The sequence below is a fragment of the Ramlibacter sp. genome (genome assembly GCF_035655895.1).
Lineage (GTDB): Bacteria > Pseudomonadota > Gammaproteobacteria > Burkholderiales > Burkholderiaceae_C > Ramlibacter.
On sequence record NZ_DASRTN010000013.1, the window covers coordinates 25,011 to 38,230 of the forward strand.

The 13,220-nt window shown below is 72.3% G+C and carries 16 protein-coding genes; 3 read left to right on the forward strand and 13 right to left on the reverse strand.

Going from position 1 to position 13,220, the window contains the following annotated elements; translation table 11 throughout:
- Positions 1-169 precede the first annotated feature (169 nt).
- Together VFE82_RS14590 and VFE82_RS14595 are read left to right on the forward strand one after the other, a co-directional pair.
- The gene (locus VFE82_RS14590; protein ID WP_325001043.1) at positions 170-418 is read left to right on the forward strand and encodes a hypothetical protein; all 249 of its coding nucleotides are present in this window, start codon (positions 170-172) and stop codon (positions 416-418) included.
- The gene (locus tag VFE82_RS14595) at positions 415-594 is read left to right on the forward strand and encodes a hypothetical protein (protein WP_325001044.1); all 180 of its coding nucleotides are present in this window, start codon (positions 415-417) and stop codon (positions 592-594) included. Before VFE82_RS14590 ends, VFE82_RS14595 begins: the two co-directional genes overlap by 4 nt.
- Here VFE82_RS14595 and VFE82_RS14600 read toward each other — a convergent pair.
- Genes VFE82_RS14600 through gspG form a run of 10 tightly spaced genes read right to left on the reverse strand, consistent with a single transcriptional unit; the run spans position 591 to position 9,730 of the window.
- A complete protein-coding gene (locus VFE82_RS14600) occupies positions 591-1,979 on the reverse strand; it encodes a GspE/PulE family protein (protein WP_325001045.1) in 1,389 nt (462 codons plus the stop codon). The two genes, VFE82_RS14595 and VFE82_RS14600, sit on opposite strands and share 4 nt — an antisense overlap.
- 13 nt (positions 1,980-1,992) lie before the next feature.
- Positions 1,993-4,188, reverse strand: coding sequence for a type II secretion system secretin GspD (gene gspD, locus VFE82_RS14605; protein WP_325001046.1), 2,196 nt, complete (start codon positions 4,186-4,188; stop codon positions 1,993-1,995).
- Between the two features lie 5 nt (positions 4,189-4,193).
- On the reverse strand, positions 4,194-4,988 hold the full coding sequence (gene gspN, locus VFE82_RS14610) for a type II secretion system protein N (RefSeq protein ID WP_325001047.1): 795 nt from the start codon (positions 4,986-4,988) through the stop codon (positions 4,194-4,196).
- 15 nt (positions 4,989-5,003) lie between these two features.
- Positions 5,004-5,486 (reverse strand): type II secretion system protein GspM, encoded by a 483-nt coding sequence (gspM, locus tag VFE82_RS14615; protein ID WP_325001048.1) that lies wholly within the window; start codon positions 5,484-5,486, stop codon positions 5,004-5,006.
- Positions 5,483-6,685 (reverse strand): type II secretion system protein GspL, encoded by a 1,203-nt coding sequence (gspL, locus tag VFE82_RS14620; RefSeq protein WP_325001049.1) that lies wholly within the window; start codon positions 6,683-6,685, stop codon positions 5,483-5,485. The genes gspM and gspL overlap by 4 nt, the downstream gene beginning before the upstream one ends.
- 50 nt (positions 6,686-6,735) lie before the next feature.
- Positions 6,736-7,710 (reverse strand): type II secretion system minor pseudopilin GspK, encoded by a 975-nt coding sequence (gene gspK / locus VFE82_RS14625; protein WP_325001050.1) that lies wholly within the window; start codon positions 7,708-7,710, stop codon positions 6,736-6,738.
- Positions 7,707-8,471: a PulJ/GspJ family protein gene (locus tag VFE82_RS14630; RefSeq protein WP_325001051.1), complete on the reverse strand. Its 765-nt coding sequence runs from the start codon at positions 8,469-8,471 to the stop codon at positions 7,707-7,709. The genes gspK and VFE82_RS14630 overlap by 4 nt, the downstream gene beginning before the upstream one ends.
- Before the next feature lie 2 nt (positions 8,472-8,473).
- Positions 8,474-8,836 (reverse strand): type II secretion system minor pseudopilin GspI, encoded by a 363-nt coding sequence (gene gspI, locus VFE82_RS14635; protein ID WP_325001052.1) that lies wholly within the window; start codon positions 8,834-8,836, stop codon positions 8,474-8,476.
- Entirely contained in the window at positions 8,833-9,315 is a 483-nt protein-coding gene (locus VFE82_RS14640) for a prepilin-type N-terminal cleavage/methylation domain-containing protein (protein ID WP_325001053.1), read from the reverse strand. Before VFE82_RS14640 ends, gspI begins: the two co-directional genes overlap by 4 nt.
- Positions 9,290-9,730: a type II secretion system major pseudopilin GspG gene (gene gspG / locus VFE82_RS14645; RefSeq protein WP_325001054.1), complete on the reverse strand. Its 441-nt coding sequence runs from the start codon at positions 9,728-9,730 to the stop codon at positions 9,290-9,292. Before gspG ends, VFE82_RS14640 begins: the two co-directional genes overlap by 26 nt.
- Before the next feature lie 38 nt (positions 9,731-9,768).
- Between gspG and VFE82_RS14650 the strand changes: the two genes are divergently transcribed.
- Positions 9,769-10,224: a type II secretion system protein N gene (locus VFE82_RS14650; RefSeq protein WP_325001055.1), complete on the forward strand. Its 456-nt coding sequence runs from the start codon at positions 9,769-9,771 to the stop codon at positions 10,222-10,224.
- On the opposite strand, the gene VFE82_RS14655 is transcribed toward VFE82_RS14650, so the two are convergent.
- Genes VFE82_RS14655 through ilvA form a run of 3 tightly spaced genes read right to left on the reverse strand, consistent with a single transcriptional unit; the run spans position 10,221 to position 13,134 of the window.
- Positions 10,221-10,751 carry a histidine phosphatase family protein gene (locus tag VFE82_RS14655; RefSeq protein WP_325001056.1) on the reverse strand — a complete coding sequence of 177 codons (531 nt, stop codon included), beginning with the start codon at positions 10,749-10,751 and terminating at the stop codon, positions 10,221-10,223. The genes VFE82_RS14650 and VFE82_RS14655 overlap by 4 nt on opposite strands.
- An 11-nt stretch (positions 10,752-10,762) precedes the next feature.
- Positions 10,763-11,590 carry an adenosylcobinamide-GDP ribazoletransferase gene (locus tag VFE82_RS14660; protein ID WP_325001057.1) on the reverse strand — a complete coding sequence of 276 codons (828 nt, stop codon included), beginning with the start codon at positions 11,588-11,590 and terminating at the stop codon, positions 10,763-10,765.
- Positions 11,590-13,134 carry a threonine ammonia-lyase, biosynthetic gene (ilvA, locus tag VFE82_RS14665; RefSeq protein ID WP_325001058.1) on the reverse strand — a complete coding sequence of 515 codons (1,545 nt, stop codon included), beginning with the start codon at positions 13,132-13,134 and terminating at the stop codon, positions 11,590-11,592. The genes VFE82_RS14660 and ilvA overlap by 1 nt, the downstream gene beginning before the upstream one ends.
- Positions 13,135-13,220 lie beyond the last annotated feature (86 nt).

The following is a 13,220-nucleotide window of genomic DNA, read 5'->3' on the forward strand; positions in this document are numbered from 1 at the left end:
CGGGGGCGTCCAGCCCGACTGCAAGAGGCCTGCTGCCGGGGACTGCCCGCATCGGCGCCGCCCCGCCTGAGCCTTGTCGGCCCGCACTGACAGCCGCCACCGGCCTTGGCCGGGTGCAAGCCCGGCACGCCCGGCCCAGCATGGCGCTCACAGACGAGAGGAGTTCCCCATGTGCCCGACCGACACCACGCCCGACCCGCGCGACATGGAGCGCATGCCCGAGTCGCAGGAGATCCCGCAAGCCGTTCCCGGCGCCAGCGCGGCCCACGACGAGGCGCGCCGGCCGCCCGACATCGCACGGCGGCCGCCGCTGCCCGAGCGGCCCGAGATCATGGCCGCCGACATCGAGGACGAGGAAGACGACCCGGTCGTCGAGAGCGGGCCCGGCGTGGTCGACCGCGAGGGCCGCGCAGGATGACCCTGCATCGCCTGCACGACGTGCCCGCGCCCGATTCGGTGCCGCCGGTGGGCAACCCCGATCCGCAGCCGGGGGACGGCAAGCCCGAGGCGCCGCCTTCCGAGGGGGGACGGCCCGCGCCGCCGGTGGAACTGCCCGGTCGACCGGGCGTGCCCGAGCACTTGGTTGCCCGCTAGTCGCGGGTGACGCGCAGCAGTTCCTCGCGCGAGGTGATGCCCTCGCGCACCAGCCGCTCGCCATCGTCGCGCATCAGGGTCATGCCGCCGGCCAGGGCGGTGTCGCGGATGTCGGCCTCCGAGGCGCGGTTGTGGATGAGGGTGCGCACCTTCTCGTCCGCCCGCATCAGCTCGAAGACCCCCGTGCGCCCCTGGTAGCCGGTGTGGCCGCATTCGCTGCAGCCCGGGCCGTGGCACTGGCTGCACAGCTTGCGCACCAGCCGCTGGGCCAGCACCCCGAGCAGCGAGGAACTGAGCAGGAACGGCTCCACCCCCATGTCGGTGAGGCGGGTGACGGCGCTGGCGGCGTCGTTGGTGTGCAGGGTGGCCAGCACCAGGTGGCCGGTGAGCGAGGCCTGGATGGCGATCTGCGCGGTCTCGTAGTCGCGGATCTCGCCGATCATGATGACGTCGGGGTCCTGCCGCAGGATGGCGCGCAGGGCCTTGGCGAAGTCGAGGTCGATCTTGGCGTTGACCTGGGTCTGCCCGATGCCCGGCAGCTCGTACTCGATCGGGTCTTCCACCGTCATGATGTTGCTCGTGGTCGCGTCCAGCCGTGACAGCGCCGCGTACAGCGTGGTGGTCTTGCCCGAGCCGGTCGGGCCGGTCACCAGGATGATGCCGTGCGGCTGCGCGATCAGCTGCAGGAAGCGGTGCAGCGTGTCGCCGGTCATGCCCACCGATTCCAGGCTGAGCTTGCTCTCGCTCTTGTCGAGCAGACGCAGCACGGCGCGCTCGCCATGCGCGCTGGGCAGGGTCGACACCCGCACGTCCACCGCGCGGGTGCCGATGCGCAGCGAAATGCGGCCGTCCTGCGGCAGGCGCTTCTCGGCGATGTCGAGGTCGGCCATGATCTTCAGGCGCGAGATCAGCGCCGCGTGCAGCGCGCGGTTGGGCTGCACCACTTCGCGCAGGGTGCCGTCGACACGGAACCGCACGGACGAGTGGCGCTCGTACGGTTCGATGTGGATGTCGCTCGCGCCATCGCGCGCCGCCTGGGTCAGCAGCGCGTTCAGCATCCGGATGATGGGCGCGTCGTCGCTGGTTTCCAGCAGGTCCTCGACGGCGGGCAGCTCCTGCATCATGCGCGAGAGGTCGGCGTCGTTCTGGACCTCGCTGACCACTGTGGCCGCGCTCGACTCGCCCTGCGCATAGGCCGCGCTGATCCGCTGGGCGAGTGCCGGCGGATCCAGCTGCTGCAGGGCCTGGATGCGGAACTTGCGCATCACCTCGCTCCAGGCGCTGGGCGCCGGCGCGCCGGCGTGCCAGAGGGTCACGGCCTGGCCGTCGTCCTCCAGCAGCAGCTGGTGGCCGCGGGCGAAGCTGTAGGGCAGGGGATAGCGCATGGGTCGGTGTCGTTCAGCGGGCAATCGGTGGCGAAATCGGCGGCAGGGCCGAGGGCGAGGCCTCGCCCGTCCCGGTCGGTGCAGGGGTGGCGGGCGTTGCCGGTGGCGTGGTCGCGGGCGGGGTGCGCGGCGTCGGGACCGGCAGCACCGGGCCCGAGTTGATCGGCACCACCACGCTGCTCTGCGGTTGTGCCGCCTCCTGCTTCAATCGCATGAGATCGTAGCGATCGAGAGAAAGTTCATCGGTCTGCGCCGCATCGCGCACGACCACGGGCCGCAGGAACACCATCAGGTTGGTCTTGCGGCGGCTGCGGGCCTCGCTGCGGAACAGATTGCCCAGCACCGGCACGTCGCCCAGGCCCGGCACCTTCTCCTGGTTGCCCGAGTACTCGTCCTGCAGCAGGCCGCCCAGCACCACCACGGCGCCGTCCTCGACCAGCACGTTCGACTCGATCGACCGCTTGTTGGTGATGAGCCCGGTGGCGGAGTTCACCGACGTGGCCTGCACGCTGGAGACCTCCTGGAAGATCTGCATCTTCACCGTGCCGTTCTCGCTGATCTGCGGCCGCACGCGCAGCGTGATGCCGACGTCCTTGCGCTCGATGGTCTGGAACGGGTTGACCGAGCCGTTGGTGGCGCCGGTGTTGGTGAACTGGCCCGTGACGAACGGCACGTTCTGGCCGATCACGATGCGGGCCTCCTCGTTGTCCAGCGTCAGCAGGTTGGGCGTGGACAGGATGTTGCCTTCGGCGTTCGACTCCAGGAACCGGGCCAGTGCCCCCAGGAAGTAGGTGCCGTTGACGTTGCGCACCAGGCCGAGGTTGATGCCGGTCGAGGGCAGCGTCTGCCCGCTGGCGATGCCTTGCTGCAGGTTGATGATGTTGGTGCCGCCCACGCTGAAGTTGGTGCCCAGCACGCCGATGTTGCGATCGCCCCGGTTGCCCAGGATGTTCTGCCACTGGACCCCGAACTCGGCCGCCTTGTCCGCGTTGACTTCGGCGATCAGGCTCTCGACGTAGACCTGGGCGCGGCGCGCGTCGAGCTTGTCGATCACCGCGCGCAGCTGCCGGTACTGCGGCTCGGGCGCGGTGATGATCAGCGAGTTGGTGGCCGGGTCGGCCTGGATCTGCCCGCCCGTGGAGGGCTGCGCGAGCGGCTGGGCCGCCGTGGCCGCCGGGCTGCCCGCGTTGGTGCCGGCCGCCGTGCCGGTGTTCGGCAGCCCGGCGGAGGTGGGAATTCCCTGGCTGGTGGCGATGCCGAGCCCGCCGATCCCTCCGGTGCTGCCGCCGCCGGCAGCGCCGCTGCCGGTGCTGGCCAGGGCGGCCCGCAGCGTGGTGGCCAGGCGGGTGGCCTCGGCGTTGCGCAGGTACACGACGTAGATGTTGCCGCTCGGGCTTTGCGACACCGGCTGGTCCAGGCGATCGACCAGGGTGCGCACGAGATTCAGGCGGGCGGGGTTGGCCGCGCGCACGATCAGGCTGTTGCTGCGCGACTCGGCGATCACGGTCGTGCGGAACGAGGTGTCCGCCTGGCCTTGCGCCGCCGCGGCCACCGGACCGCCGCCGCCCGCATCGACGAGCCGCTGCACGATCGGGGCGAGGTCGCTGGCCAGGCCGTGCCGCAGGGGCACCACCTCGACGTCGGTGGCGTTGGACACGTCGAGCGCCGAGATGATGCGACCCAGGCGCTGCAGGTTGTCCGCGTAGTCGGTGATCACCAGCGAGTTGTTGCCCGGGTTCACGTTGATCGTGTTGTTGGGCGTGATCAGCGGCCGCAGGATCGGCACGAGGTTGTTGGCCGTCTCGTGGTTCAGGCGGAAGATCTGCGTGACGACCTGCGCGCCGCCCGGGGGCGTGCCCACCGACACCGTGCCGCCCTGCAGCTTGGCCTCGGCTTCGGGCACCACCTTGAGCAGGCCGCCGGAATCCACCACGGTGAAGCCGGACAGCCGCAGGGTCGAGACGAACTGGTTGAAGGCCTGCTGCGGCGGCACCGGACGCTCCGTCGACAGCGTGATGGTGCCCTTGACGCGCGGATCGACCACGATGTTGCGTCCGGTGATCGCCGCCATCGTGCGGGCCACCGCCTCGATCTCGGCGTTGGCGAAGTTCAGCGTCACCGGCTCGCGCGCGCGCTGGGCGTGCGCGCCGGGGCCGACGGCGAGCACCGCGGCGGCGGCGAGGGAAACCAGGGCGGGACGGAGATTCATGACGTTCAGCCTATCGTGATGATGGAGCGGGCGCCGTTGCGCCGGCCAATGATGTTCAGGAGATTCGCCAGCGCTGCCTCCCGGTCCGGCGCGGAGGTCGCTTCCCCGGTGAAGCGAAGGTGGGAACCGACCCACTGCCCGCTGCCCGACAGCTGCAGAGCGCCCTCCAGGGTGGACAGGCGCACGCTCGGCACCGTGCCCCCGGAGAGGACGACGCGGTAGCTGCCCATCGGGCGCAGCGTCGACAACCGCGACGCCATGCGTTGCGCCGTCAGTTCCGCCGCGCCCTGCACGCTCAGCCGGCCGGCGGCCCATTCTAAGGACAGGCCCTGCGTGCGGACGGCCAGGTCGCCCTCGGGCTGGAGCGTGTTCCAGGGCGTGCCCAGCCCGGCCAGCAGCGTGGCCGGCCAGAGCGTCTGGCTGTCGGCGACACGCACCGTCGTGCTGCCCCATCCCAGGCGCACCTGCACGGCGACCGGCTGCGGCATGCAGCACGCACTCGACAGCATGATGGTGGCACCGGCCAGTGCCGGCCGCAGCCGCCACTCCAGGCGGGAGGGGAGCGCGGCGGCGTCGCTGCTGCCGCTGCCGCCGGTGAGCACCGGCTGGGCGGATCCGTTCCAGATCGTGCCGCGGGCGTCCTGCAGCAGGAGCTGGCCGGCGGTGGCCGTGGCGACGCGGTCGGCCAGCCATTGCGCCGGCACGAAGAAGACGAACGCCAGCAGCAGTCCGAGGACCGCTCCGGCGACGGCCCAGCGCCAGGGGGCGGTCGAGCGAACGGCGATGGTGGCGCGAGGCACCCGTTGCGCCTTTCGCTACCGGCTGGGCAGGGTGAGCACCAGGGTGCCGTCCCAGCCGCCGGTGGCGCCACGCGTCAGGCGGGCCTCGCTGGGCAGCGCGCGGGCGTTCACGCGGGCCTGGTTGAGCGAAGCCGCCAGGGCGTCGGCCGGCGCGCCGGACAGCGTGAGCGTCACCCGCTCGCCGGCCACCGCCATGCGTGCGCTGGTGCCCAGGCGCTGGCGTACCGTGGCTTCCAGGGCCCGCAGCGACTCGTCGTAGTTCTGCTTGGGCTGCGACTGCAGCGCCCGGGCCTGCTGCTGCAGGCTGCGCATGCGCGCCAGCTGGCCGTCGAGCGCGCGGTGCTGCTCGTCGGCCGACCGCAGCACGGCGAGTGCCGGCGCGACCAGCAGCCACCAGAACAGCGCGAAGGCGACCAGCGCGGCACCCGCGGCCAGCAGGAGCTTCTCGCGCGGTGCGAGTCGTTGCCAGGAGGCGGCGATCTGGGGCGGCAGCTTCATGGTTGCCCCTCCGCCCGGATCACCAGCACGTCGCCCTGCGCCTTCGCGCCGAAGCCTTGCGAGCGCAGCGACTGCGCGATCGGCTGCACCTGCGCGTCCGGACCGAGGCCGCGCACGCGCAATTCGGCACCGTTGAATTCCAGGCCGGTGGCCCGCGCCCCCGGTGCGGCCGTGGCCAGTGCGCCCAGCATGGTCTCGAGGTCGCGGCCCGAAGCGGCGCCGGTGGACTGGCGCAGCGCCGCCACCTCGCGCTCCATCTGCACCGGGGCGTCCACCACGGCGCGCACGTTCGGGAAGGTCTGGGTCAGGACCGAGCGGACGCCCTCGCGCTTGGCCGCCAGCGCCGAGCGCTCGCGCCACGCCCAGGCGTTCAGGCCGACCAGCTGGACGACCACCAGCACGATGGCCGCCCAGCGCGCCGCCCGCCACTGCGGTTCCCGCAGCGCACCGGCCCAGCCGTCGGACAGCTTCTTGAAGGCGCGGGTGCGGCCGGAGCTGGCGAATTCGAACTGCGCCAGGTCCCAGGCCGTCCGCGCCGACAGCAGCAAGCGGTCACCCGGCGCCTGCAGCTGCGGCGCGTGTTGCAGCACCTGCTCGGCCAGCGCGGCGACGGCGGGTTCGGCCACGATCGGCGTGGCCTCGGGCAGGGACGGCAGCAGCGGCAGCGACGACGCCGCCAGCGGCAGCGCGTAGATGCCCTCGGCGCCGGCGCAGACCAGGCGGGCGTCGGCCGGTTCGCCCAGCGCATACAGCACGGCGTCGCCCTCGGGCGCGAACTCCGGGACCACGCGCGCCGCGGGACGGCCGGCCGCCTCGAGCACCTGAAGGCACGAGCGCAACCAGGCCCGGTCGCACACCGCGACCCAGGCCGGAGCTTCGGCGACCGCGCGCGGCTGCAAGGCGAAGTGGACGTGGTCGGGGTCGTCGAGCAGCCGGTCCTCCAGCAGGCCCTCCAGGATCGCGCGCAGCCGGGGCGAGCGGGCCGTGGTGCCCTTGGGCAGCTCGACCTTGTGCCAGGACAGGGCCTCGGCAGGAGCGATGGCCACCAGTTCGCTGCCGGCGCCGGCGGGTGCCGGCAGCAGCGCCGCCACCGTGGACGCCTGCGTGGTGACGCTGCGGCCGTCGGGCGAGACGAGGTGGTGGAACTCCGTCTGCGCCGTGGCGGGCGAGGCGGGGAGCAGGACGAAGAGCGAACTCATGGGACCGGGCATTGTAGAAAGGCCACAGCTCAGCCGTGGAGGCGGTCCGCCTAGCGGCGCGAGAGGCCCTGGGCGAGGGTGGCCGGATCGACCACGCCGCGCTCGCGTGCCAGGGTGCGCACGTTCAGCCCGTCACGCTGCACCAGGGACCGTTCCTCCACGACCACCCGATCGAGCCGCAGGCGACCGCGCACCTCGAAGAACCGGGAGGAGACGCCCACGCCGCCCTCGGTCATCGCGCTGGCGTGCTGGGGCAGCATCTGGGTCGCATCGGAGACGCTGCGAAAGGGCGACTGGGCACGCCGCGCGGCCAGTTCCTGGGCCTCGGACATCGCGAGTCCGTTGACCGCGGCGTAGATCACTTCGGGCGCGGCCGTGTTCAGGTTGACCGGCGTGCGCGAGGGCAGCAGGGTGACGTAGGGGCGCAAGGCCTCGACCGTCGAGGCCGACACGCCCAGCCAGACGAGCTGCTCGATGCGTTGGGGAGCGAGTGGCGCCTGCGTCGCGGACTGGTTGTCGGTGCTGATCTCGGTGGCCAGACGCAGGTTCTCGGCCAGCGTTCCCAGTTGCCCCTGCGGCAGCCCGAGCAGTTCGAACAGGCGCTGGAAACTGCGCAGCCCGGTCGGCGACACCCGCCCGCTCTCGACCAGGTTGTTCACGTTCAGCAGTGACTGCTGGTCGATGATCTGGCCGGACAGGAACACGTTCTCCGTGTCGGTGCCGGCATCGGTCGCGCCACTCGAGCCGGCCGCCAGGAACGTCGACAGCCGCGCCTCCTGCAGCGGCACCGCCCAGGGTTCGGCCAGGTGGTCGGCGCCACCCGAGCGCGCGTCCTCGCGCAGGATCAGCCGCGCCCAGTCCAGCGCCCCGGTGAGCACCCAGGTGGACTGCATCCGGGAACGCTCGGCGCCCTCGACCTCGACGCTGCGCCACTGCTGCCACAGGGCCGTGGCCGCGAACGTGGCCACCAGGGTCACGGTGAGCATCGCCGCCAGGATGGCCGCGCCCCGCTGCCCGCGCCTCATGACTTGTTGCCCCCCACGGTGGGGCGCACCCAGTCACGCGTGAGTTCGCCGGTGATCGCCTGCCCCGGTGGCAGCAGCAGCACGATGCGCACGCCGTCGGGGATGGCCGCGGTCCGGGTGGTGGGGGGCGCAGTGCCGGCGGCCCCGGGCGCGCCGGCGGTCGGCGCGCTGGCGGCCGGGGTGCTCGGGGTGGCCTGGGTCGCCTGCGCGGCCTGTGCGGCCTGCCCGGCCTGGGTGGTGTCGCTGGACAGCGGGTTGGTCCAGGCGTCGCTGCGGAAATAGAAGACCTGCCAGTCGAGCAGGCCGGTGATGGCGACTTCGTTGGCCGAGGCGTCGGCGGCGTTGTTCTGGGCCCAGGCATCGGCGCGCTGCCACGCATCCTCCACGGCGCCCCGGGTGGCGAGCGGCGGCGACTGCCAGCGCATCCAGCGGCTGGCGCCGGCACTCGTGCGGCGGCTCCAGCCGACCACCACCACGCCGTCGGCGGGCCGGCCGGGCGCCGCCCGCGTGAGGCGCAACACGCGGCCGTTCCAGTCCAGCGCGGTGGTCTGCGGCAGCTGCACCAGGCCATCGAGGTCGGCCGTCCACTGGGCCAGGCCCACCTGCAGCGCCTGCACCTCGTCGGCCCGCGTCCGGGTCTGCTCCTGCGTCCGGATCATGCCGTCGAGGCCGCGCCAGCTGAGCAGCGCGAGCAGTGCCATCACGAACAGCGCCACCAGCAGCTCGACCAGCGTGAAGCCGCGGGCAGTCCGGCGGACCATCTTCAGAACCTCCCCAGCACGGTGGACAGGCGCAGCACCGGAGCCGCCGCTTCGAACACCTGCGCATCGACGCGCAGGAAGTTCGGGTTGGGCGTGGGTGCGACCACGACGGCCACCTCGAAGTCGACCTCGCCCTGCCGGCAGCCCACGCGGCGCTCGCCCACCCCGGGCATCTGCCGGGCCAGCCGCACGCGGGCGAGCTCGTTCTCCGCGCACAGCTGGGCCAGCAGCACGCTCGACTGGCGCAGGGCGTTGTTGGTGAGCGAAGCCGTGGCCTGCAATCCCGCGGCCAGGGCGATCGCGACGATGCCCAGGGCGACCAGCACCTCGATCAGCGTGAAGCCACGCGGGGAGCGGCGCGTCATGGGCCGAACGAATCCGTGACCACGAACGGCCTGAGGCCGTCGGTGGCGATGCGCAGCGCCCGCTGCGGCGCGTTGGCCGAGACCAGCAGCACGGCTTGGGGTCCGATGACAGGCTCGGGGCCGAGCACCACCTGGCCGGTGCCCTGCACCGTGGTTCCATCGCTCAGCCAGCGATCGGGCAGCGTGCCGGGGGGCAGTCCCTCGAAACGGAAACCGCCCTCGACCACGTGCCAGACCACCGGGACGCCGCTGCTGCGGGATTGGGCGCGCGCCGATTCGAACAGCGCGGACAGGCGCTGCGCTTCGCGATCGAGCTGGTTCGCGCCGCTGTCGCGCAGCGCGAAGCTGATGCCGGCGCTGGCGATCGCGATGATCGCCACGACCACCAGCAGCTCGATCAGGGTGAAGCCGCCGTGCGGGCGCGGCAGGGCGGTGACGCGGCGGCCTGGCGCGTCACTGCCAGGAGCCGACGTCCGCATTCTTGCCCTCGCCGCCGGGCTGGCCGTCGGCGCCGTACGACATCACGTCGATCTCGCCTTGGACCCCGGGATTGAGGTACTGGTAGGGGCGCCCCCACGGATCGGAAGGCAGCCGCTCGAGGTAGGGCTTCCAGTTCATCGGCGCGGGCGCCGCGCTGGGGCGCGCCACCAGGGCCTGCAGGCCCTGCTCGGCGGTCGGGTAGCGCTGGTTGTCCAGGCGGTACAGCTTGAGCGCCTGCATCAGGTTGTTCACGTCGGTGCGCGCGGCGGTGACGCGCGCGTCGTCCGCACGGTCGAGCACGTTGGGCACGATCAGGGCGGCCAGCACGCCGATGATGACCAGCACCACCATCAGTTCGATGAGGGTGAAGCCGGCTCGCCGCGTGCGGCGAAGGGCGCTGTGGATGAGCTTCATCGGTCGATGGGGCATAGTCGATCAATGATAATCGTCGCATGGTGAGCACGAGGGGCAGCAACTGGACCGTGCGCGGCGTGACCTTCCTCTTGTGGGCGGGCGCCGCGGCCAGCATCGGCTATTGGGGCTTGAAGCTGGGCGCGGATGCATCGCGCGGGCCGTCTGTCGCGGCCGCGGTCCGCCCGCCGCCGGTGGCCGATCCGGCGGCCGTCGCCCGGCTGCTCGGCCACACGACCGGGAGCGCGCCCGTCGCGGCCGCGCCCAGCGCCGCCAGCCGGTTCGCGCTGCTGGGCGTGGTGGCCGATCGCTCGCAGCACGGCGCGGCGCTCATCGCGGTCGATGGCCGGCCCCCCAAGCCGTATCGCGTCGGCAGCGCGGTCGACGAAGGCCTCGTGCTCAAGTCGGTGCAACCGCGCCGCGCCGTCCTGGCCGAAACGCCGGACGGGCCGGATGCGGTGACGCTCGATCTGCCCGTACAGCCCGGCGGGCACTAGAGCGCCAGCGTCTCGATCGCGCCGAACGGCACCGGGGCGTCGGGCCAGTCCGCCGCGCGTTCGATCCGTCGCACGCCATGGGCCAGCAGTCGCGCGGCCCGGATCACGCCGGCATGCGTGATCCAGACCGTGTCGCGTCCGGTGTCGCGCACGTCCTCGAGCGCCAGACCCACCCGGTCCAGCAGCGACTGCAGGGCTTCGCCGCCGCCGGGCCGGTGGTCGGCGAAGGCGGCCGTCCACGCGGATAGCGCCGCTTCGCCGATCGCCTCCCACGTGCGTCCTTCCCAGCACCCGAAATCCAGCTCTTGCAAGCGGACGTCGACCGAGGCCCGGAGGTCGGGCCGCTGCCCCTGCAGCGCCCGCGCGAGTTCCTGGCAGCGCCGGGCAGGCGAGGTGCGGACGATCAGACCCGGCGCGAGCACCGTGGCGAGGTGCTGAGCGCACGTGCGCGTGTCCGCGGGATCCGCCGGGACGTCCAGCCTGCCGTAGCAGAGGCCCGGCGCGGCGACCGTGCGGGCATGCCGCACCAGGCAAAGCTTCATCGGCTGCCGAGCGCGAGCGCTGCGCCCAGGTGGAATGCGATCTCGGTGACCTGCTGGGTCGCGCCGAGCGCGTCGCCCGTGAAGCCTTGCAGCCGCCGTTGCAGCAGCCGCCACATCCAGAGGCAGCCCAGCGCCGCAGCGGCGAGCGCTGCGGCCAGGCACCACGGGCCCTGCGTGTGGCCCAGCCATGCGCCCGCAGGCAGGCACCATGCCGCCGCGGCGAGCAGGGCGCCCGCCGCGATGCGGTCGGCCAGCGGCTTGCTCTTGGAGCCGGCCGCTTCGCGGACGTAGGGCAACCCGCGGATCAGCAGCAGCGGCCAGAAGCGCGAGACCACGTGGCCGGCCAGCAGCACCGCGAGCACCGTTCCCAGCGACACGCCGTCGAGCACGGCGAGCAGGGCCACCTTGGCCGACAGCGCCAGCACCAGGGCGACCGCGCCGAACGCGCCGATGCGCGAGTCCTTCATGATCTCCAGCGCGCGTGCACGGTCGTGACTGCCGCCCAGGCCGTCGGCCAGGTCCGCCAGGCCGTCCTCGTGGAAGGCCCCGGTGAGCAGCACGCTGCAGATGGTGGCACCCAGGGCGGCGGCGAGTCCGCTGAAAGGAGTCGGCGGCAGCGCGAGGCGCAGTGCCGCGAAGACCGCGCACGCCGCGAGCCCCACCAGCCAGCCGACGCCCGGGAAATGGGCCGCGCTGGCCCGCAGCAACGGCTGGCTGAAGCCGACCCAGTCGGCCAGCCGCCCCGTCACGGGCACGCGGGTGAAGAACTGCACTGCGAGCAGCACGTGCCGCAGGAACGCCGTCACGCGTGCCGCGGGGCGCATCAGCTGCGCAGGAACAACCGGTAGACCGGGTTCGCCGTTTCCTCGATGCAGGGGTAGCCGATGGTTTCGAGGAACGACTGGAAGGCCTGGGCCTCGGCAGCCGGGACCTGCAGCCCGACGAGGATGCGGCCGTAGTCGGCGCCCTGGTTGCGGTAGTGGAACAGCGTGATGTTCCAGCTCGGGCGCATGTGCGACAGGAACTTCAGGAGTGCGCCGGGGCGCTCCGGGAAGACGAAGCGCAGCAGCCGTTCGTCCTGGGCGAGCGCCGAGTGCCCGCCCACCATGTGGCGCACGTGCTCCTTGGCCAGCTCGTCGTGGGTGAGGTCCAGCGCCTCGAAACCGTGGCGCGTGAAGTTGGCGGCGATCCGCGCCGACTCGCCCTTGCCGTGCGTGGTGAGGCCCACGAACACGTGCGCGCGCTGCGCGTCGCTGATGCGGTAGTTGAACTCGGTCACGTTGCGCGGGCCGCCGGGGAGGGCGCCGACCAGTTCGCAGAACCGCCGGAAGCTGCCGCGCTCCTCCGGGATGGTCACGGCGAAGAGCGCCTCGCGTTCCTCGCCGACCTCCGCGCGTTCGGCCACGAAGCGCAGCCGGTCGAAGTTCATGTTGGCGCCGCACAGGATGGCCGCGTAGGTCTCGCCCCGCGGCTTGTTGCGGGCGACGTACTGCTTGATCGCCGCAACCGCCATGGCTCCCGCCGGCTCCACGATGCTGCGCGTGTCCACGAACACGTCCTTGATCGCGGCGCACACGGCGTCGGTGTCGACCGTGATGAATTCGTCGACGAGTTCGCGCGCGATGCGGAACGTCTCCTCGCCGACCAGCTTCACGGCGGTGCCGTCCGCGAAGAGGCCGACGTCGGGCAGGGTCACGCGCTCGCGCGCATCGACGGATCGCAGCATCGCGTCCGAGTCGTTCATCTGCACGCCGATGATGCGGATCTCGGGACGCACCGCCTTGATGTAGTTGGCCACGCCCGAGACCAGCCCGCCGCCGCCGATGGCGACGAACACTGCGTCCAGCGGACCCTGGTGCTGGCGCAGGATCTCCATCGCGATGGTTCCCTGGCCGGCGATGACTTCGGGGTCGTCGAACGGATGGATGAAGGTCATGCCTTCGCGGTCGCGCAGCGCAACGGCGTGGCCGTAGGCGTCCGAGTAGCTGTCGCCGTGCAGCACCACCTGGCCGCCCAGCGCCTTGACGGCTTCGATCTTCACGCCCGGGGTGGTGACCGGCATCACGATCACGGCCCGCGTGCCCAGCCGGTGGGCCGCCATGGCGACCCCCTGGGCGTGGTTGCCGGCGGACGCGCAGATCACGCCGCGCTCGAGCTCCCGCGGCGTGAGCTGGACCATGCGGTTGTAGGCGCCGCGCAGCTTGAAGCTGAACACCGGCTGCTGGTCCTCGCGCTTGAGCAGCACCTTGTTGTGCAGGCGCCGGCTGAGTGCCCTGGCCGGCTCCAGCGCCGACTCGACCGCCACGTCGTACACGCGCGCCGTCAGGATCTTCTTGAGGTAGTCGGCCGGCTTCAGGTGCTTGGTCATCGGGCGAACATCATACGTGGCGGTCCCGCCACGCTCGGGTTGCGTCGCCGCGGCAAGAAAAAAGCCCCCGGGCCTTGCGATCCGGG

What these genes read in the sequence shown, in the direction of transcription:
- VFE82_RS14590 (WP_325001043.1), top strand. Translation starts at nt 170, where the DNA reads ATGTGCCCGACCGACACCACGCCCGACCCGCGCGACATGGAGCGCATG.
- VFE82_RS14595 (WP_325001044.1), top strand. Translation starts at nt 415, where the DNA reads ATGACCCTGCATCGCCTGCACGACGTGCCCGCGCCCGATTCGGTGCCG.
- VFE82_RS14600 (WP_325001045.1), bottom strand. Translation starts at nt 1,979, where the DNA reads ATGCGCTATCCCCTGCCCTACAGCTTCGCCCGCGGCCACCAGCTGCTG.
- gspD (WP_325001046.1), bottom strand. Translation starts at nt 4,188, where the DNA reads ATGAATCTCCGTCCCGCCCTGGTTTCCCTCGCCGCCGCCGCGGTGCTC.
- gspM (WP_325001048.1), bottom strand. Translation starts at nt 5,486, where the DNA reads ATGAAGCTGCCGCCCCAGATCGCCGCCTCCTGGCAACGACTCGCACCG.
- gspL (WP_325001049.1), bottom strand. Translation starts at nt 6,685, where the DNA reads ATGAGTTCGCTCTTCGTCCTGCTCCCCGCCTCGCCCGCCACGGCGCAG.
- gspK (WP_325001050.1), bottom strand. Translation starts at nt 7,710, where the DNA reads ATGAGGCGCGGGCAGCGGGGCGCGGCCATCCTGGCGGCGATGCTCACC.
- VFE82_RS14630 (WP_325001051.1), bottom strand. Translation starts at nt 8,471, where the DNA reads ATGGTCCGCCGGACTGCCCGCGGCTTCACGCTGGTCGAGCTGCTGGTG.
- gspI (WP_325001052.1), bottom strand. Translation starts at nt 8,836, where the DNA reads ATGACGCGCCGCTCCCCGCGTGGCTTCACGCTGATCGAGGTGCTGGTC.
- VFE82_RS14640 (WP_325001053.1), bottom strand. Translation starts at nt 9,315, where the DNA reads ATGCGGACGTCGGCTCCTGGCAGTGACGCGCCAGGCCGCCGCGTCACC.
- gspG (WP_325001054.1), bottom strand. Translation starts at nt 9,730, where the DNA reads ATGAAGCTCATCCACAGCGCCCTTCGCCGCACGCGGCGAGCCGGCTTC.
- VFE82_RS14650 (WP_325001055.1), top strand. Translation starts at nt 9,769, where the DNA reads ATGGTGAGCACGAGGGGCAGCAACTGGACCGTGCGCGGCGTGACCTTC.
- VFE82_RS14660 (WP_325001057.1), bottom strand. Translation starts at nt 11,590, where the DNA reads ATGCGCCCCGCGGCACGCGTGACGGCGTTCCTGCGGCACGTGCTGCTC.
- ilvA (WP_325001058.1), bottom strand. Translation starts at nt 13,134, where the DNA reads ATGACCAAGCACCTGAAGCCGGCCGACTACCTCAAGAAGATCCTGACG.